We start from the raw sequence: 18,874 nt of genomic DNA, 5'->3' as shown, positions 1-18,874 counted from the left end.
CGGCCTGCGCTCCAATCGGAGCGCGGGCCGTTTTTGTATCGCGCGACCGTCACCCCGGCCTTGTGCCGGGGCCCACCGTGCCGCACACTTTGCGCGTCGGGGTTTGCAATCCGGTGTGCCCCGGCAGCATGAGGTCGTCCGATCGCCCCACTCCTGTCACCCTCGCGAAAGCGAGGGTCCCGCTTCTTCTTCGGGGGCGGGGCCAGGCAGCGGGATCCCCGCTTTCGCGGGATGGCGGCGAGAGGTGTCACGTGCTTGGCTGGGCGGACGCGCAGGGGATGGGGCATGAAGGCACGTTGGTTGTTGGGCGCAGCATTGGCGGTCTCGCCGCTCACCGCGCAGGCGCAAACCTATGACGAGCGCCCGGCGAAGCTCGTCCCCCCGAGCGAAGGCTTCAACTACGAGCGTCGCATCGTCGAGATCCCGATGCGCGACGGGGTCAAGCTCCACACCGTCATCCTCCTGCCCAAGGGGGCGCACGATGCCGGCATCCTGATGACGCGCACGCCGTACAACGCCGACGGGATGACGGGCAAAGGCGGTAACAACGCCGATCTCGCGACGAGCCTCACCGGCTATGACAATGCCACCGACGTGATCGTCGACGGCGGCTACATCCGCGTCGTGCAGGACGTGCGCGGCAAATACGGGTCGCAGGGCATCGCGATGATGAACCCGCCGCTCCACGACACCGCGCTCAACCCGACGCATACCGACGATTCGACCGACACCTACGATACGATCGACTGGCTGGTGAAACATCTGCCAGAGTCGAACAAGAAGGTCGGGATCCTCGGCATTTCCTACGACGGTTTCCTGTCGCTGATGCCGCTGATCAACCCGCATCCGGCGCTCGTGGTGGCTGTCCCCGAGAACCCGATGGTCGATGGCTGGCGCGGCGACGACTGGTTCCATAACGGCGCGTTCCGCGTCGGGATCGACTATATCTGGGAGCAGATCGCGACGCGCGACAATTCGTCGCCCTATGCGCGCACAACCTATGACGAATATGACGCGGTGATGCGCGCCGGCTCGACCGGCGCGCTCGCCACGGCGCACGGGCTCGACCAGATCGGCTTCTGGCGCAAGATCGCCGCGCACCCGGCGTATGACAGCTTCTGGCAAGCGCAGGCGATGGACCAGGTGCTCAGCCGCCAGCCGCTCAAGGTGCCGGTGATGCTCGTCCACGGCCTGTGGGACCAGGAGGATATCTACGGCGCGACGGCGGTGTACCGCGCGCTGAAACCCAAGGATACCGCCGGGAACATGGTCTATCTGACGATGGGCCCGTGGTATCACGGTCAGCAGATCGACGACGGCAAGGCGCTCGGCGATATCCAATGGGACCAGGACACCGCCAAATGGTGGCGCCGCCAAGTGCTCGGCCCGTTCCTTGCGCATTACCTCAAGGGGACGCCGATGGACGTCGCGCCCGTCACCGCGTTCCAGAGCGGCACCAATCAGTGGCAGCGCCTGCCGAGCTGGTCGGCGCAGCCGGCGATGACCAAGCTATACCTCCAACCGGGCGACGCGGTTGGTTTCGCACCGGCCGCTGGACCGGCGCAGACTGCGGACTATGTCTCCGATCCGGCGCATCCGGTGACCAACGTGCCGCGTCCGGTGCGGCCGGTTAGCTATGAGGACAATCACTGGAAGGCGTGGCTGGTCGGCGACCAGCGCATCGTCTCGAGTCGGCCCGACGTGTTGACCTTTACCGGCCCGGTGCTGACGCAGCCCGTGACGATCGCCGGGCAACCGGTCGTCCATCTCACCGCGGCGACCAGCGGTACCGACAGCGACTGGGTGGTCAAGCTGATTGACGTCTATCCCGACCAGGTGCCGAGCGACCCGAAAATGGGCGGCTATCAGCTGGCGGTCGGCATGGACATCTTCCGTGGGCGCTACCGCGAGGGGCTCGATCATGCCGTCGCGCTCAAACCCGGGGTGCCGCTGGCGTATAGCTGGGCGTTGCCGCAGGCGAACCATGTGTTCCTGCCGGGGCACCGCATCATGGTGCAGGTCCAGTCGAGCTGGTTCCCGCTCTATGACCGCAACCCGCAGCGCTTCGTGCCCAACATCTTCTACGCCAAGCCGGCGGATTACGTGAAGGCGACGCAGCAGGTTATGGTGAGCGGGCCCGACCAGAGCTACATCGCGCTGCCGGTCGTCCCCTAAATCCTCCCTCGCCCAGCGAGGGGAGGATCAAGCGTTTACCGCCCGAGTCGCGTGACATGCCCCATCTTGCGGCCCGGCCGGCTTGCGCCCTTGCCGTAGAGATGCAGATGCGCGCCCGGCTCGGCGAGAATCTCGGCCCAGCGGTCAGCGTCGTCCCCGATCAGGTTCTCCATCGCTACCGTGGGCGCCGTCAGGGCGGTGTCGCCGAGCGGCAGCCCGCAGATTGCGCGGATATGGTTCTCGAATTGCGAGCAGACCGCGCCCTCGATCGTCCAATGCCCCGAATTGTGGACGCGCGGCGCCATTTCGTTGAACACCGGCCCGTCAGCGCCGGCGAAGAATTCGCACGCGAGCACGCCGACATACTCGAGCCGGTCTGCGATCCGCCCGGCTAGCGCCGCCGCCTCGCCCCATTGCGCGGCAATCTCGGGCGGGGCGGGGAGGGTGGAGGTGGCGAGGATGCCGTCCTCGTGCTGGTTCCACGGCGGCGGATAGCTCACCATCTGACCGTCGGCGCGGCGCACCAGCAGGATCGAGAATTCGTGGGTAAACCGTACGAACCCCTCGAGGATCGCCGGCCGCTGCCCGATCGCTTCCCAAGCCGCGTCAACCTGGTCGAGCGCGGTGATGCGCACCTGGCCCTTGCCGTCATAGCCCATGCGCAGCGTCTTGAGGATCGCGGGCGTGCCGATCTCAACGAGCGCGGCGGCAAGGTCCGCGCGCGTCTCTACTTTTGCCCACGGTGCGGTACGCCCGCCGATCTCGGCGACGAAGGCCTTTTCGAGGGCGCGATCCTGCGCGATGCCGAGCGCGGCCGGGGCGGGATGGACCGGCACTTTGCCCGCGAGATAGGTGACAGGCGCCAGCGCGATATTCTCGAACTCATAGGTGACGACATCAGCCGCGGCGGCGAATTCGTCGAGCACGATGTGGCTGTGATAGTCGGCGCGAATGTAGCTCGACGCGGTTTGCGCGGCGACCGCTTCCTCGTCGGGGGCGAGGATCCGGGTTTGATAGCCGAGCTGCGCCGCGGCGACCGCAAGCATCCGCCCGAGTTGCCCGCCGCCGAGGATGCCGATCGTCGAGCCGGGGGGGAGGGGGGTCATGCGCGCGTGTCCGTCGAATGGGGGAGCCTCCCCTCCCTGGAAGGGAGGGGGCGGGGGTGGGTTGGCCCGTGGTTCGGCCGGGCGCCCGCCCCAGGCCGACCCACCCCCAAACCCTCCCTTCCAGGGAGGGGAGGAGACGGGAAGCAGCCGTCGAGCATCATTCCGGATCGATCGCCACGCCATCGGTCTGCGCCGCGCGCCACGCCTGCAGCCGCGCGCTCAGCGCCGCGTCCGACAGCGCAAGAATCGCCGCCGCCAGCAACGCCGCATTCTTCGCGCCAGCCTTGCCGATCGCCAGCGTGCCGACCGGGATCCCCGCAGGCATCTGGACGATCGAATAGAGGCTATCGAGGCCCTTCATCGTCTTGCTCTCGACCGGCACGCCGAGCACCGGCAAATGTGTCATCGCCGCCGCCATTCCGGGCAAATGCGCAGCACCGCCAGCGCCCGCGATCACCACCTGCAATCCGCGTTCCGCGGCACCGGTCGCATAATCGTAGAGCCGCTGCGGCGTACGGTGCGCCGAGACGATCTTCGTCTCGTGCGCAACGCCCAATTCGGCGAGCAAATCGGCCGCATGGTGCATCGTCTCCCAATCGGACGTGCTGCCCATGATGATGCCGACAAGGGGGGACGCGCTCTGTGCCATCACACCCGACTAGCGAGCGGGGTGCCGCAGGGCAACCACTCCGCCGTCATATCGCAAGCGGAACTTGTTCGACGTGGCGCGGGTTGGGCGAGTCCATACAGTCATATCGGACACACGCCATGACCCGTTTTTCGACCCTTTCGTCCGTCGCGCTCGCCAGCGTGCTGGCATTCTCCGCCCCCGCCTTTGCCGAGGGCAAGCACGACCGCGCCGAGCAGGCGATCGCCGAAGCGCGCGCCAAGATCGACGCGTCGGCCAAGGTCGGCGCGACCACCGAGACGCCGCGGCTCCAGGCCGATGCACAGGCGCAGCTCCGCGCCGCCGAAGAGCATCTCGCCGCTGGCAAGAAGGCCGAAGCGATCGACGATGCGCACCGCGCGTCGCAGCTTGCCGACACCGCGCTCGGCCAGGCGCAGCGCGCGCATAACGATGCCGCCCATGCCGCCACGACCAACGCCCGTAATGTCGCAATGGACGCGCAGGCCGATGCCGCAGCCGCCAACGCCCGTGCGAACGCGGCCGAGGAGGCCGCCGCTTCGGCAGCCGCCGACGCAGCCGCAGCACGGTCGGCGCCGCCGGTCGTCGTCCAGGCGCCCGCACCGACCACGACGGTAACGACCGAGACGACGAAGACCGCGGCGCCTGCCGTTCGTCACACCGCAGTCAAGCGCGTCGTGCGCAAGGCAACGACGCGCCGCGCTGCACCTGCGCGCGTGACCGAGAAGACCACGACGACGGTGACGACGGGCCAGTAAGCCCGAGCGATGGTTTGATCCCCTCCCCCGGCGACCGGGGGAGGTGGACGCCGAGCAGTCTGCGAATAGTGGAGGGGGCAACATGCGCTGTGCGCGCTGTCGATCTCCCTCCACCATCCGTTTGAAGAAGGCGGGCAGTTCCCCTTTCCGCCCAGCGACCGAGCTAAGAGCTCAGCGCTCGCTCAAATAATAACGATCGGTCGCCGCCAGCGAATCATCGAGTTCGTAAACGATCGGCTGCCCGGTCGGGATCTCGAGCGTCGTGATCTCGTCATCGGGGATCCCCGACAGATGCTTGACGAGCGCGCGCAGCGAATTGCCGTGCGCCGAGATGACGACGCGCTGCCCGTCGCGCAGAGCAGGCGCGATCCGGCCCTCCCAATATGGCAGGACGCGAGCGATCGTGTCCTTGAGGCTCTCGGTCGCGGGGATGTCGATCCCGGCGTAGCGGCGGTCCTGCGACAGATCGTATTCGCTGCCGGCTTCAAGCGGCGGCGGCGGGATGTCGAAGCTGCGGCGCCAGATATGGACTTGCTCGGCGCCGTGCTTGGCGGCGGTCTCGGCCTTGTCGAGCCCGGTCAGCCCGCCATAATGCCGCTCGTTGAGCCGCCAGTCCTTCTCGACCGGCAGCCACAGTCGCCGCATTTCCTCGAGCGCAAGGTTGAGCGTCTTGATCGCACGCGTCTGCAGCGAGGTGAAGCAGGTGTCGAAATCGAGCCCCTTCTCCGCCATCAGCCGCCCCGCGGCGCGCGCTTCCTCGACGCCCTTTTCGGTCAGGTCGACATCCCACCAGCCGGTGAAGCGGTTCTCGAGGTTCCAGGCCGACTGGCCGTGGCGGATCAGGACGAGGGTGGGCATCGGGGTCTCCTTTGCGAGGGGACCTAGATTGCGTCGATCATGTCGGCAAGCACTTCGAGACAGGCATGCGCCAGCGTCTTCGAGCGGGCGCCCGACCAGCCGAACTCGGCATCGGGGTTGGGGTCATGGTCCTTGAACGGCATTTCGAGCGTCATCGACACCGCACCGAACCGCTCGGCGAGCTGGTTGGTCGACATCGACAGGTTGGCTTTGCCCGGCGCCGCCTTGTCATACCCGCGTGCGGTCTGGAAATCGGGCGAGTGCGCCGCGAGCCGCTCGCCGAACTCGGTATATTTGGCGCCGAGCGCGTCGGTCCAGGACGGGATGCCCTCGAACCCGGCGAAGAAATTCGCCGCGATCGCCTCGTCGCCGTGCACGTCGATCGCGAAGGCGACGCCGGTCGCGTCCATCGCATCGCGGACGCACAGCACTTCGGGGCTCTTCTCCGGCGTCGGCGTATGCCACTCGCGGTTGAGGTTCACGCCCGCCGCATTGGTGCGCAGATGCCCGCGGAACGAGCCGTCGGGGTTCATGTTGGGGACGCAGTGGAAGGTCGCCTTTTCGCGCAAGGCGCGGGCCACCGGATTGGCGGCATCGGTCAGCCAGTCGAGCGCGCCTTCCATCCACCACTCGGCCATGCTCTCGCCGGGATGCTGGCGCGCGTAGAGCCAGACATGCGCGGGGCCGGTGCCGATATCGAGGCAATCGATCGCGCGGCCGTCGAGCGACTGGCCGAGCTCGCGATGCGTCACGCCCGGCTGCACCGCGATGCGGGCGACCAGCGCGTCGTGCTGCTCGATCGTATAGGGTTCGAAATAGGCGAACCAGACGAGTTCGCTGTCGCCGTTCCACTCGAACTCGAGCATCCCGTCGACGTAGCGCGTCGGGATCATCCGCCATGCCAGGCGATCGGTGCTCGCGCGCACCTTGTAGCCCGGCCAGCCGAACGGATAGGCCGATTGCGCAGCGTTGGTGATGCGCAAGGTGAGCCTCCGCCCCTTCGCGCCGGCGACGCGGAAGTGGAACCACTGGAAGAAGTCCGACTGATGGTCGAGCCGGATGGCGAGATCGACGCGGTCGCCGTCGATGGCGACCACGTCGATGTTTCCGCTATCGAAAGCGGCGTTGATGGTGATGCTCATCGCACCGTAATAGTGCGACCCGATTCCCCGGGGAAGCCCAGGAACAGCGCATGCGACAATTTGGCTGCCGCGGCGTTGGCTTGTGCCGCGGGCGCCTCGCCGGGCGAGAAGGTCTGCGCATGGCCTTCCCAGATCACCGTCGCGTCGCGGCGGCGGCGGATCTGGACGGTGAGGTCGGTGAGCACCACGGTGCGGTATTTCTGCTTGCCGATCGGGAAGGAGATGCCGCCACCGAGGCCCACGCCGCCGCCGCCACGATAGCCGCCACCACCGCTATAGCCACCACCACCGAGGCCGATGCTCACGCCGCTGCCGCCATTGCGCGGCGGCGCCGGGCGCGTCGTCCGCGTAAAGCCGACGACCGCGAGATATTGCGCATCGGGATCGGTTTTGGGGACGGTGAAGCCGTGCGCCAGCGCCTCGGTCTGGACGGCGGCGGCATAGGTCTTGAACTCAAGGCTGGCGGGGCCGCCACCGGGCGCGGGTTCGACCGCGAGCGTCCCCGTCTCGAGCGGCGTTGCCGTCGACCCGAGGTGGAATCGCGTCACTTCGACCGGACCACTCGTCGTCGTCGTCGCGCAGGCGCTCAAGCTCGCTGCCGCGGCAATTGCCATTCCCAAAGCCAGCTTCATACTCTTGTCCTTGTTATCACAGTCGTTGCAGGGGTGTAACGCCTGGACCCGGGCTTCGGGTTCCGTCGCTATAGCGCGGCGTATCGACGCGGTCGCGCTTGACTTGGGGAGGGCGCGACCATATGCGCAGCGGCTCTTTTCCACATTCCAGATTTTGCAAAGCGAATCGATCATGAAGATCCGCAATTCCCTGAAGTCGCTCAAGGGCCGTCATCGCGATAACCGCGTGATCCGTCGTCGTGGGCGTACCTATATCATCAACAAGACCAACCGCCGCTTCAAGGCCCGCCAGGGCTAAGCGACGTGACGCGGGCCGTCGTCTTCGACGTCGGCAATGTCTTGTACGATTGGAATCCCAGATTCCTCTATGAGCGCCTGATCGGTGACGATCGGGCGCTCGATGCATTCCTGCGCGATGTCGCGACCAAGGAATGGCATTTCCAGCATGACGCTGGCCGTCCGTTCGCCGAGACCTCGGCCGAGCTCGCCGCCGCGCATCCGCAGCATGCCGCGCTGATCGCCGCCTGGGGGCCGCGCTTCGGCGAGCAGCTTGGCGGGATGTTGCCGGGGATGCGCGACCTGGTGCGCGAACTCGAGGGGGCGGGGGTTCCGCTCTATGCGATCACCAATTTCTCGGGCGAGTTCTGGCCGTCGTTCCGCGACCGCGAGGCCGATGTGTTCGATCGCTTCGACGACATCGTCGTCTCGGGCGACGAATTGCTGACCAAGCCCGATCCGGCGATCTACCGCCTCGCGCTCGACCGCTTCGGCTTGCGCGCCGAGGACACGCTGTTCGTCGACGATCGCGAAGACAATGTCGCGGGCGCGCAGAGCGTCGGGATGGGCGCGGTGGTCTTCACCGACGCCGCGACGCTGCGCGCGGATCTCGCGCGCTACGGCATTCTCGCCTAAGCCACACCTTCGGTTCCATCGCGTAGCACCCACTTCGTCACCCCGGCCTTGTGCCGGGGCCCACCGTGCCGCGCGCGCTCGGGCGGCAGGGTGGGCATCGCAGTGGACCCCGGGACAAGCCCGGGGGTGACCGTGAGGGGTTGGACCTAGCTCGCATACCCCTTCAGCTCATCGCCACTGACCCGCACGACGTGGAGCACGTTGGTTGACCCCGGCGTCTTGAACGGCACGCCCGCGATCAGGATGATGCGGTCGCCCGCCTTGGCGAGGTTGTGGCGCAGCGCCATGCGCTTGGCCTTGGCGACCATCTCCTCGAACGAATCGACGTCCTTGGTCAGGATCGCATAGGCGCCCCACAGCAGGCCCGCCCGCCGCGCGGTCTCGGGGTTCGGGGTAAGGATCATCAGCGGCACGCCGGGCCGCTCGCGCGCGACGCGGCGGGCGGTCGAGCCCGAGGCGGTGAAGCAGATGATCGCGGCGGCCTCGACCGTCTGCGCGATGTTCTTGGCGGCTTCGGCCAGGGCATCGGCGGTGGTCGGGTCCGAGCGGATCACGGTGAAGTGGATCCGGTCGCCATGCGTCGGATCCTTTTCGACCGCCTCGCCGATCGCGTTCATCATCGCGACCGATTCGGTCGGCCACGCGCCCGCCGCGCTTTCGGCCGAGAGCATGATCGCATCGGCGCCGTCATAGATCGCGGTCGCGACGTCGGACACTTCGGCGCGCGTCGGCGAGGGCGAGGTGATCATCGATTCGAGCATCTGCGTCGCGACCACCACCGGGCGGCCCAGGCGGCGCGACACTTCGATGATGCGCTTCTGCAGCGGCGGGACGCTCTCGGGCGGCATCTCGACGCCGAGATCGCCGCGCGCGACCATCACGCCGTCGCACATCTCGACGATTTCCTCGAGCCGCTGGATCGCTTGCGGCTTCTCGATCTTGGCGAGCAGCGACGCCTTGCCGCCGATCAGCTTCCGCGCCTCGGCGAGATCCTCGGGGCGCTGGACGAACGACAAAGCGATCCAGTCGACCCCCTGGTCGACCGCGAAGGCGAGATCGCTGCGGTCCTTTTCGGTCAGCGCCGCCATCGGCAGCACGACGTCGGGGACGTTCAACCCCTTGCTGTTCGACAGCGCGCCTCCGACCACGACCTCGGTGACGATCGTCGTGTCGGTGTGGTCGGTCACGCGCAGCACGAGCTTGCCGTCGTCGAGCAGCAGGCGTGCGCCGGGCTCGATTGCCTCGAAAATCTCGCGGTGCGGCAGCTCGACGCGGGTGGTGTCGCCGGGCGTGGTGTCGCGGTCGAGCGTAAAGGTCTGCCCTTTGACGAGCTCGATCTTGCCGCCCTCGAACTTGCCGACGCGGAGCTTCGGCCCCTGCAGATCGGCGAGGATCGTGGTCGGGCGCTGATAAATCTTCTCGAGCGCGCGGATCGCCTGGATGACGGCGATCTTCGATTGCTGGTCGCCGTGGCTCATATTGACGCGGAAGGCGTCGGCGCCCGCTTCGAACAGCGCCGCGATCATCTCGGGGCTGCTGCTGGCGGGGCCGAGCGTGGCGAGGATACGTACCTTACGCGCGCGCGGGGCGATGGTCTTGATCATGGGGAGGTCCTTGCCGTGGGGAGGCTATACGCCTGCTGCTCTACCTCCTATCTCGCCATGATCAACCGTGGAGCGAACAGATGCGCGATTTGGATGGACTGGATGATGCCGTAGCGGCGGCGGCGTTTCGGCGGCTGGTGCGCCATCTGCGCCACCGCAGCGACGCCGAGAATATCGACTTGATGGGGCTGGCCGGTTTCTGCCGCAACTGCCTGTCGGACTGGGTCGAAGAGGCAGACGGCGGCATGACCAAGGACGAGGCACGCGCGATCGTCTACGGCATGCCGTACGCGCAGTGGAAAGCCGAGCATCAGGGCGACGCGACGCCCGAGCAGCTCGAGCGGATGCGCCAGAGTGTTTCGAAGAATGCGTGACGGCGGCGCTGCGCTGGCCTAAAGCGCGCGCCTTTCACTGATTCAAACCCCGGGGGATTTACCGTGAGCGACATTATCGCCGCCGACCAGCTACGCCTTCTCATCGAGCGCATCGAGCGCCTCGAGGAAGAAAAGAAGGGCATCGCCGACGACATCAAGGACGTGTACGGCGAGGCCAAGTCGACCGGCTTCGACGTCAAGACGATCCGCTCGATCGTGCGGCTGCGCAAGATGGAGAAGCATCACCGCGAGGAAGCCGAGGCTTTGCTCGAGACCTACAAGCAAGCGCTCGGGCTCGACTAAGCCGACCCGTCATGCTGAACTCGTTTCAGCATCTATGCGATCGGCCGAGCGTCGCCCATGGACCCCGGCTCCCAAGCCCGGGGTGACGACACTGTAGTTTGAGAGAGATCCAATGGCAGGCCATTCCAAATATAAGAACATCATGTACCGCAAGGGCGCGCAGGATAAGAAGCGCTCGGGCATGTTCTCGAAGCTCAGCCGCGAAATCACCGTCGCGGCGAAGATGGGCCTGCCCGATCCCGACATGAACCCGCGGCTGCGCATGGCGATCAACGCCGCCAAGGCGCAGTCGATGCCCAAGGACAATATCCAGCGCGCGGTCGACAAGGCGTCGAAGGGCGACACCGAGAATTACGAGGAAATCCGCTATGAGGGCTTCGGCCCCGGCGGTGTCTCGCTGATCATCGAAGCGCTGACCGACAACCGCAACCGCACCGCGACCAACGTTCGCACCGGCATGGCGAAGAATGGCGGCAACATGGGCGCTTCGGGCTCGGTCAGCCATGCGTTCGACCGGATGGGGCTGATTTCCTATCCGGCGTCGGCGGGCGATGCCGAAAAGGTGTTCGAGGCCGCGCTCGAAGCCGGCGCCGAGGACGTCCAGTCGAGCGAGGACGGCCATGAGATCTGGACCTCGAACGATTCGCTCCACGAAGTCGTGACGGCGCTGACACCGGTGCTCGGCGAGCCAGAAGGCGCCAAGCTCGCCTGGCGCCCGCAGACGATGGTCGAAGTCGGCGAGGACGATGCGGCGACGCTGTTCAAGCTGATCGACACGCTCGACGATGACGACGACGTGCAGACCGTGTGGGGCAATTACGAAGTGTCCGACGCGATCCTCGAGAAGCTGGGTTGATCTGGGTTTCACGCGAAGGCGCGAAGGCACGAAGAGAAGAAGGTTTGTTCGCGCGGAGGCGCGGAGGCGCGGAGATGGTGCGCTCCGGATCGGGCACCACCACTCCTCCGTCATGCCGGGCTCGTCCCGGCATTCACCGTGCCGCACTTGCTGCGCTCGGACGCCGGTGGACCCCGGGACAAGCCCGGAGTGACGGTCAGGGTGCGGTCGAGAAAATCTCTCCGTCTTCTTCTTCTTCTCCTCCGCGCCTCCGCGCCTCCGCGCGAACAAACCCCTTCTTCGCGCCTTCGCGCCTTCGCGTGAATCCCGTTCGCGCAGCGCAATGCTGATCCTCGGCCTCGACCCGGGCCTAGGCACCACCGGCTGGGGGCTGATCCGCGCCGAGGGCAACCGGCTCAGCCATGTCGCCAACGGCAAGCTCAAGACCGACACCGTCGCCCCGCTGCCGCGCCGGCTCGCGCATCTCGACGCGATGCTCAGCGCGTTGATCATCGACCATGCGCCCGAAGGCTGCGCGGTCGAGGAAGTGTTCGTCAATTCCAACCCGCAATCGACGCTCAAGCTCGGCCAGGCGCGTGGCGTCGTGCTGTGCGCGGGCGCGCGCGCGGGGCTCGAGGTCGGCGAATATGCTGCGCGGCTCGTCAAGAAAGCCGTGGTCGGCACCGGCGGCGCGGAGAAGGCGCAGGTCCATGCAATGGTCTCGGTGCTGCTCCCCGGCGTCAAGATTGACGGCGCCGACGCCGCCGATGCGCTCGCGGTGGCGATCTGCCACGCGCATCATCTCGCGAGCGCGCGGCGGCTGCCCTGATTTCGCTTTCCCGCAGCATCCCGTTCCTGTTACGTACCGGCGCATGATCGCCCATCTCAAAGGCCGCCTCGATGCGACCGGACTCGACCATGCCGTGATCGACGTCGGCGGCGTCGGCTATCTCGTCGGCGCGTCGAGCCGGACGCTCGCCAGCATCGGCCCGGTCGGCGAGGCGGTGATGCTCCATACCGAAATGCTGGTGGCCGAAGACTTCATCCGCCTCGTCGGCTTTTCGAGCGCTGCCGAGCGTGACTGGTTCCGCTTGCTCACCGGCGTGCAGGGGGTCGGCGCGCGCGTTGCGCTGGCGATTCTGTCGGCGCTCGAACCGACCGACCTCGCCCGCGCGATTGCCGCCCAAGACAAGGCAATGGTCGCGCGTTCGAACGGCGTCGGGCCGAAGCTCGCCGAACGCATCGTGCGCGAATTGAAGGACAAGATCGGCGGGGTCGAACTTGGCCACGCCGCGTCGTCGATCATGCCGGTTGGGGCGGGCGCGGACGCGGTTTCCGCGCTGCTCAATCTCGGCTTCCGTCCTGCCGAAGCCAGCGGGGCGGTGGCGGCGGCGGAGGAGGAATTGGGGGCGGGTGCGACGCTCGACGCCCTGGTGCGGCTGGCGCTGCGCAAGGCGGCGAAGTAATGCAGAGCGAGGAGATGACGATGCACATGACCGCCGTCCTGACCGCCGCCGAAGAGGGCGGTTTCAACGCCTTCAACCCTGAAACCGGCACGGGCAGCCAAGGCGACACGCTCGAAGACGCGATCGCCAATTTGCGCGAGGCGGTCGAACTCTATCTCGAAGAGTTTCCGATGAAGGTCGGGGCGCCGCCGGTCGTGACGTCGTTCGAAATTCCCGTTCATGCCTAAGCGCCCCGTCGTCTCCGGGGCGCAAGCCGTTCGCGCGCTGGAACGACTGGGATACGTCGCGATGCGCCAGCGCGGCAGTCACGTGGTGCCGCGTCGCGCGGAAAGAGGCTGCGTCGTGCCGCTGCACGGGAAGATCCGGGCCGGCATACTCGCCACCATCCTTCGTCGGGCCGACGTGCCCGACGAGGACTTTTTCGGAGCCATTCGCTGACCGACGACCGCATCCTCGCGCCAACGCGCAAGTCCGAAGACATCGACGCCGCGCTGCGCCCCAAATCGCTTGACGATTTCGTCGGGCAGAAGGCCGCGCGCGAGAATCTGCGCGTGTTCATCGCCGCCGCCAAGGCACGCGGCGATGCGCTCGATCATGTACTCTTCTTTGGCCCGCCGGGGCTCGGCAAGACCACGCTCGCGCAGATCGTTGCGCGCGAAATGGGCGTGGGCTTCCGCGCCACCTCGGGGCCGGTGATCGCCAAGTCGGGCGATCTTGCCGCCTTGCTCACCAATCTCGAGGATGGCGACGTCCTCTTCATCGACGAGATCCACCGGCTCCAGCCCGCGGTCGAGGAAGTGCTCTACCCCGCGATGGAGGACCGTGCGCTCGATCTGATGATCGGCGAGGGGCCGTCGGCGCGCTCGGTGCGGATCGACCTGCCGCGCTTCACGCTGATCGGCGCGACGACGCGGCAGGGGTTGCTGACGACCCCTTTGCGCGATCGCTTCGGCATTCCGGTGCGGTTGAGCTTCTACACCATCGAGGAGCTCGAAAAGGTCGTGTCGCGCGCCGCGCGGCTGCTCGACCTGCCGCTGTCGAGCGATGGCGCGACCGAGGTCGCGCGGCGCTCGCGCGGGACGCCGCGGATCGCCGGGCGGTTGCTGCGCCGGGTGCGCGATTTCGCGCATGCCGCGGGGCATGACCTGGTCGATGCGAAGGCTGCCGATGCCGCGCTCAATCGGCTCGAGGTCGACCGGCTCGGGCTCGACGCGATGGACCGGCGCTATCTGATGATGATCGCCGACATCTATCGCGGCGGACCGGTCGGGGTCGAGACGCTGGCGGCGGGGTTGAGCGAACCGCGCGACACGGTCGAGGAAGTGATCGAGCCGTATCTAATCCAGCTGGGCCTGATCGCGCGGACGGCGCGTGGGCGCTGCCTGAATGCGAGCGGGTGGAAGCATCTCGGGCTCACGCCGCCCGAAGGCGCGCAGGAAAGCCTGTTCGATAGCTGACCAAAAGCCCCTCCCCTGCAGGGGAGAGGTTGGGGTAGGGCCGTATCGGGCGCTGTCCTCTGCGAGGCTTCCCCCACCCCCGGCCCCTCCCCTGAAGGGGAGGGGAGGACCAGAGAAGCAAATCTTGTGCGGCGCACGATAGCCAAGCCCCGCACCAATCTGTTAGCCCATTCGTATGACTGCAGCCGCCTCCGCCCGCGAAATCCTCGTTCGTCTTCACGACGTGATGGCCTCGCGCACCGCGCCGCAGGCCAAGCTCAACGCAGTGGTCGCCATCGTCGGCGAAGGCATGGCGAGCGAAGTGTGCTCGATCTACCTGCTGCGCGAGGGCGTGCTCGAACTCTATGCCACCCGCGGCCTTGCGCAGGAGGCGGTCCACGTCACCAAATTGGCGCTTGGCGAGGGGCTGGTCGGCACGATCGCGCAGCAGGCCGAGATCCTCAACCTCGACGAAGCGTCGAGCCACCCCGACTTCGTCCAGAATCCCGAGACGGGCGAGGAGAAGTTTCGCAGCTTCGCCGGCGTGCCGATCATCCGGCGCGAGCGCGCGATCGGCGTGCTGTCGGTCCAGCATGTCGATCCGCGCCGCTATGACGAGGTCGAGATCGAGGCGTTGCAGACCGTTGCGATGGTGCTGTCCGAGCTGATCGCCAATGCCGAACTGGTCGATGCGAGCGGCGCCGCGACGATGCGCCCGCAATCGACCGCGCCGATGCGCATCATGGGTCTGAAGCTCGTCGAGGGCATGGCGAGCGGTTACGCCGTGTTCCACCAGCCGCGCGTTCATGTCGAGCATACCGTCGCCGAGGATACCGAGGCCGAGCGTCACCGCGTCTATGCCGCGTTCGACAAGATGCGCGCGCAGATCGAGCGGCTCGCCAGCCAGGCCGAGTTCGGTGGCGGTGGCGAGCATGAGGAGGTGCTCGAGACCTACAAGATGTTCGCCTATGACGAGGGCTGGGCACGGCGGATCAACGAGGCGATCGATTCGGGGCTGACCGCCGAGGCCGCGATCGAGCGCGTCCAGCAGCGCACGCGGATGCGGATGCGGCAGATCGACGATCCGTTGCTCGCCGACCGGATGCACGATCTCGAGGATCTGTCGAACCGGCTGCTGCGCATCGTCTCGGGCCAGATGGGGACCGCGGCGCAGATGGGACTGCGGCAGGACACGATCCTGATCGCGCGCAACTTGGGACCCGCCGAACTGCTCGAATATGATCGGCGGCGACTGAAGGGCGTGTTGCTCGAGGAAGGGTCGCTCACCGCGCATGTCACGATCGTCGCGCGCGCGATGGGGGTGCCCGTGCTCGGCCGCGTTCGCGACGTGCGGCGGTTGATCGGCGAGGGCGATCTGCTGCTGCTCGACGTTACTGCCGGCAATGTCTTCGCGCGGCCGTCCTCCGCGATGGAGGAGGTTTTCGATACCGCGCTCAACCTGCGCCAGAAGCGCCGCGCGGTCTTCGCCGCGCTCAAGACCGAGGCGCCGGTGACCAAGGACGGACATCGCCTGACGGTTATGGTCAATGCGGGCTTGCGCGACGACGTGGCGGCGCTCGACGTGACCGGCGCCGATGGGATCGGGCTGTTTCGAACCGAATTCCAGTTCCTCGTCTCGGCCACGCTGCCATCGCGCGAGCGCCAGCAGCGGCTCTACAAGGACGTGCTCGACGCCGCGGGCGACCGCCCGGTGATCTTCCGCACGGTCGATATCGGCGGCGACAAGGCGCTGCCGTATCTCAACAAGGAAGACGCCGACGAGGAGAACCCGGCGATGGGGTGGCGCGCGATCCGGCTTGCGCTCGAGCGCGGCGGGTTGATGAAGGTCCAGGCGCGCGCGCTGCTCGAGGCGGCGGCGGGGCGGACGCTCAGCGTGATGTTCCCGATGGTCAGCGAACCGTGGGAGTTCGACGAAGCGCGCGCGCTGTTCGAGGCGCAGCGCGAATGGCTGAGCGCGCGTGGCAAGAAGATGCCGAGCGAGATCCGCTACGGCGCGATGCTCGAAGTCCCGGCGCTTGCCGAACAGCTCGATTTGCTGCTGCCCAACATTGCGTTCCTGTCGGTCGGCACCAACGACCTGACGCAGTTCCTGTTCGCGGCCGACCGCGCCAATCCCAAGCTGGCCGAACGCTATGACTGGCTGAGCGGGGCGATCCTGCGATTCCTCGCAAAGCTCGTCGCACCGACGCGCGCGGCCGGGGTGCAGCTCACCGTCTGCGGCGAGATGGGCGGGCGGCCGCTGGAGGCGATGGCGCTGATCGGGCTCGGGATCGAACGGCTGTCGATCACCCCGGCGGCGGTTGGGCCGATCAAGGCGATGGTGCGCTCGCTCGATCGCGCCGCGCTCACCGTGTTCATGGCCGATCTGCTCAAGACGCCGCCGCGCGACATGCGCGGGGCGCTGCTTGCATGGGCGGGCGAAAACGGTGTCGAACTGGCGTGATCGTACGGCGGGCGGCGTGACAAGGCGTTGACTTGTCCCGCCCCCTTTGTGAGACAGCCGCTGGGCAAGGGACATATCGGGCCGCACGCGCCTTGCCGGAGGAAGTGATGACCGAACCGATCCCGGCCGACGAGCCGAAGCTGTTTCCCAAGACCGCGGGGGACACGCTGCGCGAGGCGCGCGAGGCGCAAGGCCTGTCGCTTGCCGAAGTCGCCGCGCGGACGCGGATCCCGGTGCGCCAGCTCGAGGCGATCGAGGAGGGCAATTATGCGGCGCTTCCGTCGATCACCTATTCGGTCGGCTTCGCCAAGGCCTATGCCCGCGCGGTCGGCGTCGACGAGGTCGCGATCGCGCGCGAAGTCCGCGGCGCGAGCGACCAGCCGAGCGCCAAGCGCACCAATTACGAAGCGTACGAAATCGACGAGCCGTCGCGCGTTCCGCCACGCGGCCTGGCGATCACCACCTTGCTGATCGCGGTCGTGGTGCTGATCGGCGCTGGGCTGTTCTACGGCACCTCGCTGTTCCGCGGCGATGGCGAGCCCGCCAGCGCCCCGAGCACACAAAGCGCCAATACCATCGCGGCCGCCCCGACCGTAGCCCCGTCGCCAAGCGTGCCGACCGGTGCAGTCGTGCTGACCGCGTCCGACGAGGTGTGGCTCCGGATCTACGACACGGCCGGCAAGACGATCCATCTCGGCACGATGAAGGCGGGCGAGAGCTATACCATCCCCGCCGACGCGGTCGGCCCGATGATCAATGTCGGGCGCCCTGACAAGCTGCAGGTGACCGTTGGTGGCACCGCGGTCGCGCCGCTCGGCGACGGCAAGCGCGCGATCAAGGACGTACCGCTCGACGCCGCTGCGCTCACTGCGCGCGTCACCGCGCCCGCGGCCGCGGTGACGCCTTCGGCCGCTGCTGGACCGACGGCGCGGCGCGAGGAGACACGCTCGACGCGGACGCGCACTGCGGCATCGACTTCGGCGCCGTCGTCGTCGCTCCAGCCGCTCAACATCGCGGCGCCTGCCGCGGTGGCGCCCGAACCGGCCGCACCCGCCGCCGCTCCGACGCCCGCCCCTTAACGCTGGCGGCACAAGGCTAATGTCGGCTATGCTACTCGCTTCATCAGCACCGGGGGGTGTACGAATGCGTAACCATCTATTGACCGCTTTCCTGCTCGCCGGGAGCATGCTGAGCGCGCTGCCCGCGAATGCGCAGAGCAGCAGCGGCAACGGGCGCGCGATCGAGGGCCGGGTCGACCGGCTCGAAGGCGAGATGCGCGCGGTGCAGCGCAAGGTGTTCCCCGGCGGGAGTGGCGGCAGCGGTGGCCAGTATATCCAGCCCGACAATCGTCCGGCCGATCCCGACGCAATCCTCGGCGGATCGCCGACCAGCCCGGTCGCCGATTTGACCGCACGCGTCGATTCGCTCGAGAACCAGCTGCGCACCTTGACCGCGCAGACCGAGACCAACCAGCACCGACTGCAAGGGCTCGACAGCCGCCTGAAGACGCTCGAGGCCAATGCCGCTGCGGCCGCTGCTGCGGCGACACCTGCGGCTGTGCCAGGGGATGACGGCGGCAGCTTCGACCGGCCCGTGCCCGCGCGCCCGACGGCGGATCGCACCCCCGATCGCGGGTTCGACCGACCCGCCACCCCGGCACGCCCCGCGCCGGCAAAGTCGACGGTGACCCCGCCGCCAGTGGTCAGCACCAAGGATCCGGCGCGCGCGCAGCAAGTCGCCGCGGTCGAGCGACCCGATTCGGGCGACGTTGCCGAGGACACCTATCTCTACGGCTATCGCCTGTGGGCGGCGCACCTCTATCCCGAGGCCGAGGCGCAGTTCACCACGGTCACGACCAAGTTCCCGACGCACAAGCGCGCGAGCTATGCGCAGAACCTGCTCGGCCGTTCGTATCTCGAGGATGGCCAGCCGTCGCGCGCGAGCCTCGCTTTCTACGACAATTACAAGAAATGGCCCGATGGCGACCGCGCGCCCGAGAGCCTCTATTACCTCGCCCAGGCGCTGGTGAAGCTGGACAAGCCCGCCGCGCAAGTGTGCAAGGTCTATACCGAACTCCAGCGCAGCTACGGCGCGAAGGTCGATGCCGATGCGCGGATGAAGGCGGGCGTCGCCAAGGGTCGTGCCGCTTCCAACTGCTCGTGA

At 67.4% G+C, this 18,874-nt stretch carries 21 protein-coding genes; 15 read left to right on the top strand and 6 right to left on the bottom strand.

What is annotated here, in order from left to right; genetic code table 11:
- The first annotated feature begins 285 nt into the window (after positions 1–285).
- Positions 286–2,175 carry a CocE/NonD family hydrolase gene (locus tag E2E30_RS14055; RefSeq protein ID WP_133190797.1) on the top strand — a complete coding sequence of 630 codons (1,890 nt, stop codon included), beginning with the start codon at positions 286–288 and terminating at the stop codon, positions 2,173–2,175.
- A 35-nt stretch (positions 2,176–2,210) separates the two neighbouring features.
- Here E2E30_RS14055 and E2E30_RS14050 read toward each other — a convergent pair whose 3' ends face one another.
- Positions 2,211–3,281, bottom strand: coding sequence for a 5-(carboxyamino)imidazole ribonucleotide synthase (locus E2E30_RS14050; RefSeq protein ID WP_133190795.1), 1,071 nt, complete (start codon positions 3,279–3,281; stop codon positions 2,211–2,213).
- 157 nt (positions 3,282–3,438) lie between these two features.
- Positions 3,439–3,930 carry a 5-(carboxyamino)imidazole ribonucleotide mutase gene (gene purE / locus E2E30_RS14045; RefSeq protein ID WP_133190793.1) on the bottom strand — a complete coding sequence of 164 codons (492 nt, stop codon included), beginning with the start codon at positions 3,928–3,930 and terminating at the stop codon, positions 3,439–3,441.
- A gap of 119 nt (positions 3,931–4,049) precedes the next feature.
- Between purE and E2E30_RS14040 the strand changes: the two genes are divergently transcribed.
- Complete coding sequence (locus tag E2E30_RS14040) at positions 4,050–4,685, top strand: hypothetical protein (protein ID WP_133190791.1); 636 nt, start codon at positions 4,050–4,052, stop codon at positions 4,683–4,685.
- A gap of 171 nt (positions 4,686–4,856) precedes the next feature.
- Here the strand turns inward: E2E30_RS14040 and gpmA are convergent, their stop codons facing one another.
- The 3 genes from gpmA to E2E30_RS14025 are packed head-to-tail and all read right to left on the bottom strand — an operon-like array spanning position 4,857 to position 7,317.
- Positions 4,857–5,543: a 2,3-diphosphoglycerate-dependent phosphoglycerate mutase gene (gpmA, locus tag E2E30_RS14035; protein ID WP_133190789.1), complete on the bottom strand. Its 687-nt coding sequence runs from the start codon at positions 5,541–5,543 to the stop codon at positions 4,857–4,859.
- Positions 5,544–5,566: 23 nt separating this feature from the next.
- Entirely contained in the window at positions 5,567–6,685 is a 1,119-nt protein-coding gene (locus E2E30_RS14030) for a M14 family metallopeptidase (RefSeq protein ID WP_133190787.1), read from the bottom strand.
- On the bottom strand, positions 6,682–7,317 hold the full coding sequence (locus E2E30_RS14025) for a DUF4136 domain-containing protein (RefSeq protein WP_133190784.1): 636 nt from the start codon (positions 7,315–7,317) through the stop codon (positions 6,682–6,684). Before E2E30_RS14025 ends, E2E30_RS14030 begins: the two co-directional genes overlap by 4 nt.
- A gap of 172 nt (positions 7,318–7,489) precedes the next feature.
- On the opposite strand from E2E30_RS14025, the gene ykgO reads away from it, so the two are divergent.
- Positions 7,490–7,615 (top strand): type B 50S ribosomal protein L36, encoded by a 126-nt coding sequence (gene ykgO, locus E2E30_RS14020; protein ID WP_010160916.1) that lies wholly within the window; start codon positions 7,490–7,492, stop codon positions 7,613–7,615.
- 5 nt (positions 7,616–7,620) lie between these two features.
- Positions 7,621–8,229, top strand: a complete 609-nt coding sequence (locus E2E30_RS14015) for an HAD family hydrolase (RefSeq protein WP_133190782.1) — start codon at positions 7,621–7,623, stop codon at positions 8,227–8,229.
- 146 nt (positions 8,230–8,375) lie between these two features.
- Here the strand turns inward: E2E30_RS14015 and pyk are convergent, their stop codons facing one another.
- Positions 8,376–9,833 (bottom strand): pyruvate kinase, encoded by a 1,458-nt coding sequence (gene pyk, locus E2E30_RS14010; RefSeq protein WP_133190780.1) that lies wholly within the window; start codon positions 9,831–9,833, stop codon positions 8,376–8,378.
- A gap of 80 nt (positions 9,834–9,913) precedes the next feature.
- Here pyk and E2E30_RS14005 point away from each other — a divergent pair, with 80 nt between their 5' ends.
- The 11 genes from E2E30_RS14005 (at position 9,914) to E2E30_RS13955 (ending at position 18,874) form a co-directional block, all read left to right on the top strand.
- Complete coding sequence (locus E2E30_RS14005) at positions 9,914–10,207, top strand: DUF1244 domain-containing protein (protein ID WP_133190778.1); 294 nt, start codon at positions 9,914–9,916, stop codon at positions 10,205–10,207.
- A 63-nt stretch (positions 10,208–10,270) separates the two neighbouring features.
- Complete coding sequence (locus E2E30_RS14000; protein WP_010185731.1) at positions 10,271–10,510, top strand: DUF2312 domain-containing protein; 240 nt, start codon at positions 10,271–10,273, stop codon at positions 10,508–10,510.
- A gap of 112 nt (positions 10,511–10,622) precedes the next feature.
- Complete coding sequence (locus E2E30_RS13995) at positions 10,623–11,366, top strand: YebC/PmpR family DNA-binding transcriptional regulator (RefSeq protein WP_133190776.1); 744 nt, start codon at positions 10,623–10,625, stop codon at positions 11,364–11,366.
- A 322-nt stretch (positions 11,367–11,688) separates the two neighbouring features.
- Positions 11,689–12,174: a crossover junction endodeoxyribonuclease RuvC gene (ruvC, locus tag E2E30_RS13990; protein ID WP_133190774.1), complete on the top strand. Its 486-nt coding sequence runs from the start codon at positions 11,689–11,691 to the stop codon at positions 12,172–12,174.
- Positions 12,175–12,217: 43 nt separating this feature from the next.
- On the top strand, positions 12,218–12,811 hold the full coding sequence (gene ruvA / locus E2E30_RS13985) for a Holliday junction branch migration protein RuvA (RefSeq protein ID WP_133190772.1): 594 nt from the start codon (positions 12,218–12,220) through the stop codon (positions 12,809–12,811).
- Complete coding sequence (locus tag E2E30_RS13980; RefSeq protein ID WP_240698945.1) at positions 12,811–13,038, top strand: type II toxin-antitoxin system HicB family antitoxin; 228 nt, start codon at positions 12,811–12,813, stop codon at positions 13,036–13,038. Before ruvA ends, E2E30_RS13980 begins: the two co-directional genes overlap by 1 nt.
- Positions 13,031–13,249, top strand: a complete 219-nt coding sequence (locus E2E30_RS21265; protein WP_133190770.1) for a type II toxin-antitoxin system HicA family toxin — start codon at positions 13,031–13,033, stop codon at positions 13,247–13,249. The genes E2E30_RS13980 and E2E30_RS21265 overlap by 8 nt, the downstream gene beginning before the upstream one ends.
- Positions 13,246–14,268: a Holliday junction branch migration DNA helicase RuvB gene (ruvB, locus tag E2E30_RS13970; protein ID WP_133190768.1), complete on the top strand. Its 1,023-nt coding sequence runs from the start codon at positions 13,246–13,248 to the stop codon at positions 14,266–14,268. The genes E2E30_RS21265 and ruvB overlap by 4 nt, the downstream gene beginning before the upstream one ends.
- A gap of 175 nt (positions 14,269–14,443) precedes the next feature.
- A complete protein-coding gene (gene ptsP, locus E2E30_RS13965) occupies positions 14,444–16,711 on the top strand; it encodes a phosphoenolpyruvate--protein phosphotransferase (protein WP_206365587.1) in 2,268 nt (755 codons plus the stop codon).
- A gap of 107 nt (positions 16,712–16,818) precedes the next feature.
- Entirely contained in the window at positions 16,819–17,790 is a 972-nt protein-coding gene (locus E2E30_RS13960; protein ID WP_133190764.1) for a helix-turn-helix domain-containing protein, read from the top strand.
- 64 nt (positions 17,791–17,854) lie between these two features.
- Positions 17,855–18,874 (top strand): tetratricopeptide repeat protein, encoded by a 1,020-nt coding sequence (locus E2E30_RS13955; RefSeq protein ID WP_133190762.1) that lies wholly within the window; start codon positions 17,855–17,857, stop codon positions 18,872–18,874.

It is taken from the genome of Sphingomonas sp. AAP5 (genome assembly GCF_004354345.1).
Taxonomy (GTDB): domain Bacteria; phylum Pseudomonadota; class Alphaproteobacteria; order Sphingomonadales; family Sphingomonadaceae; genus Sphingomonas; species Sphingomonas glacialis.
The sequence above is the reverse complement of the archived record's forward strand: the minus strand, read 5'-3'. Positions and strand labels throughout refer to the sequence as shown.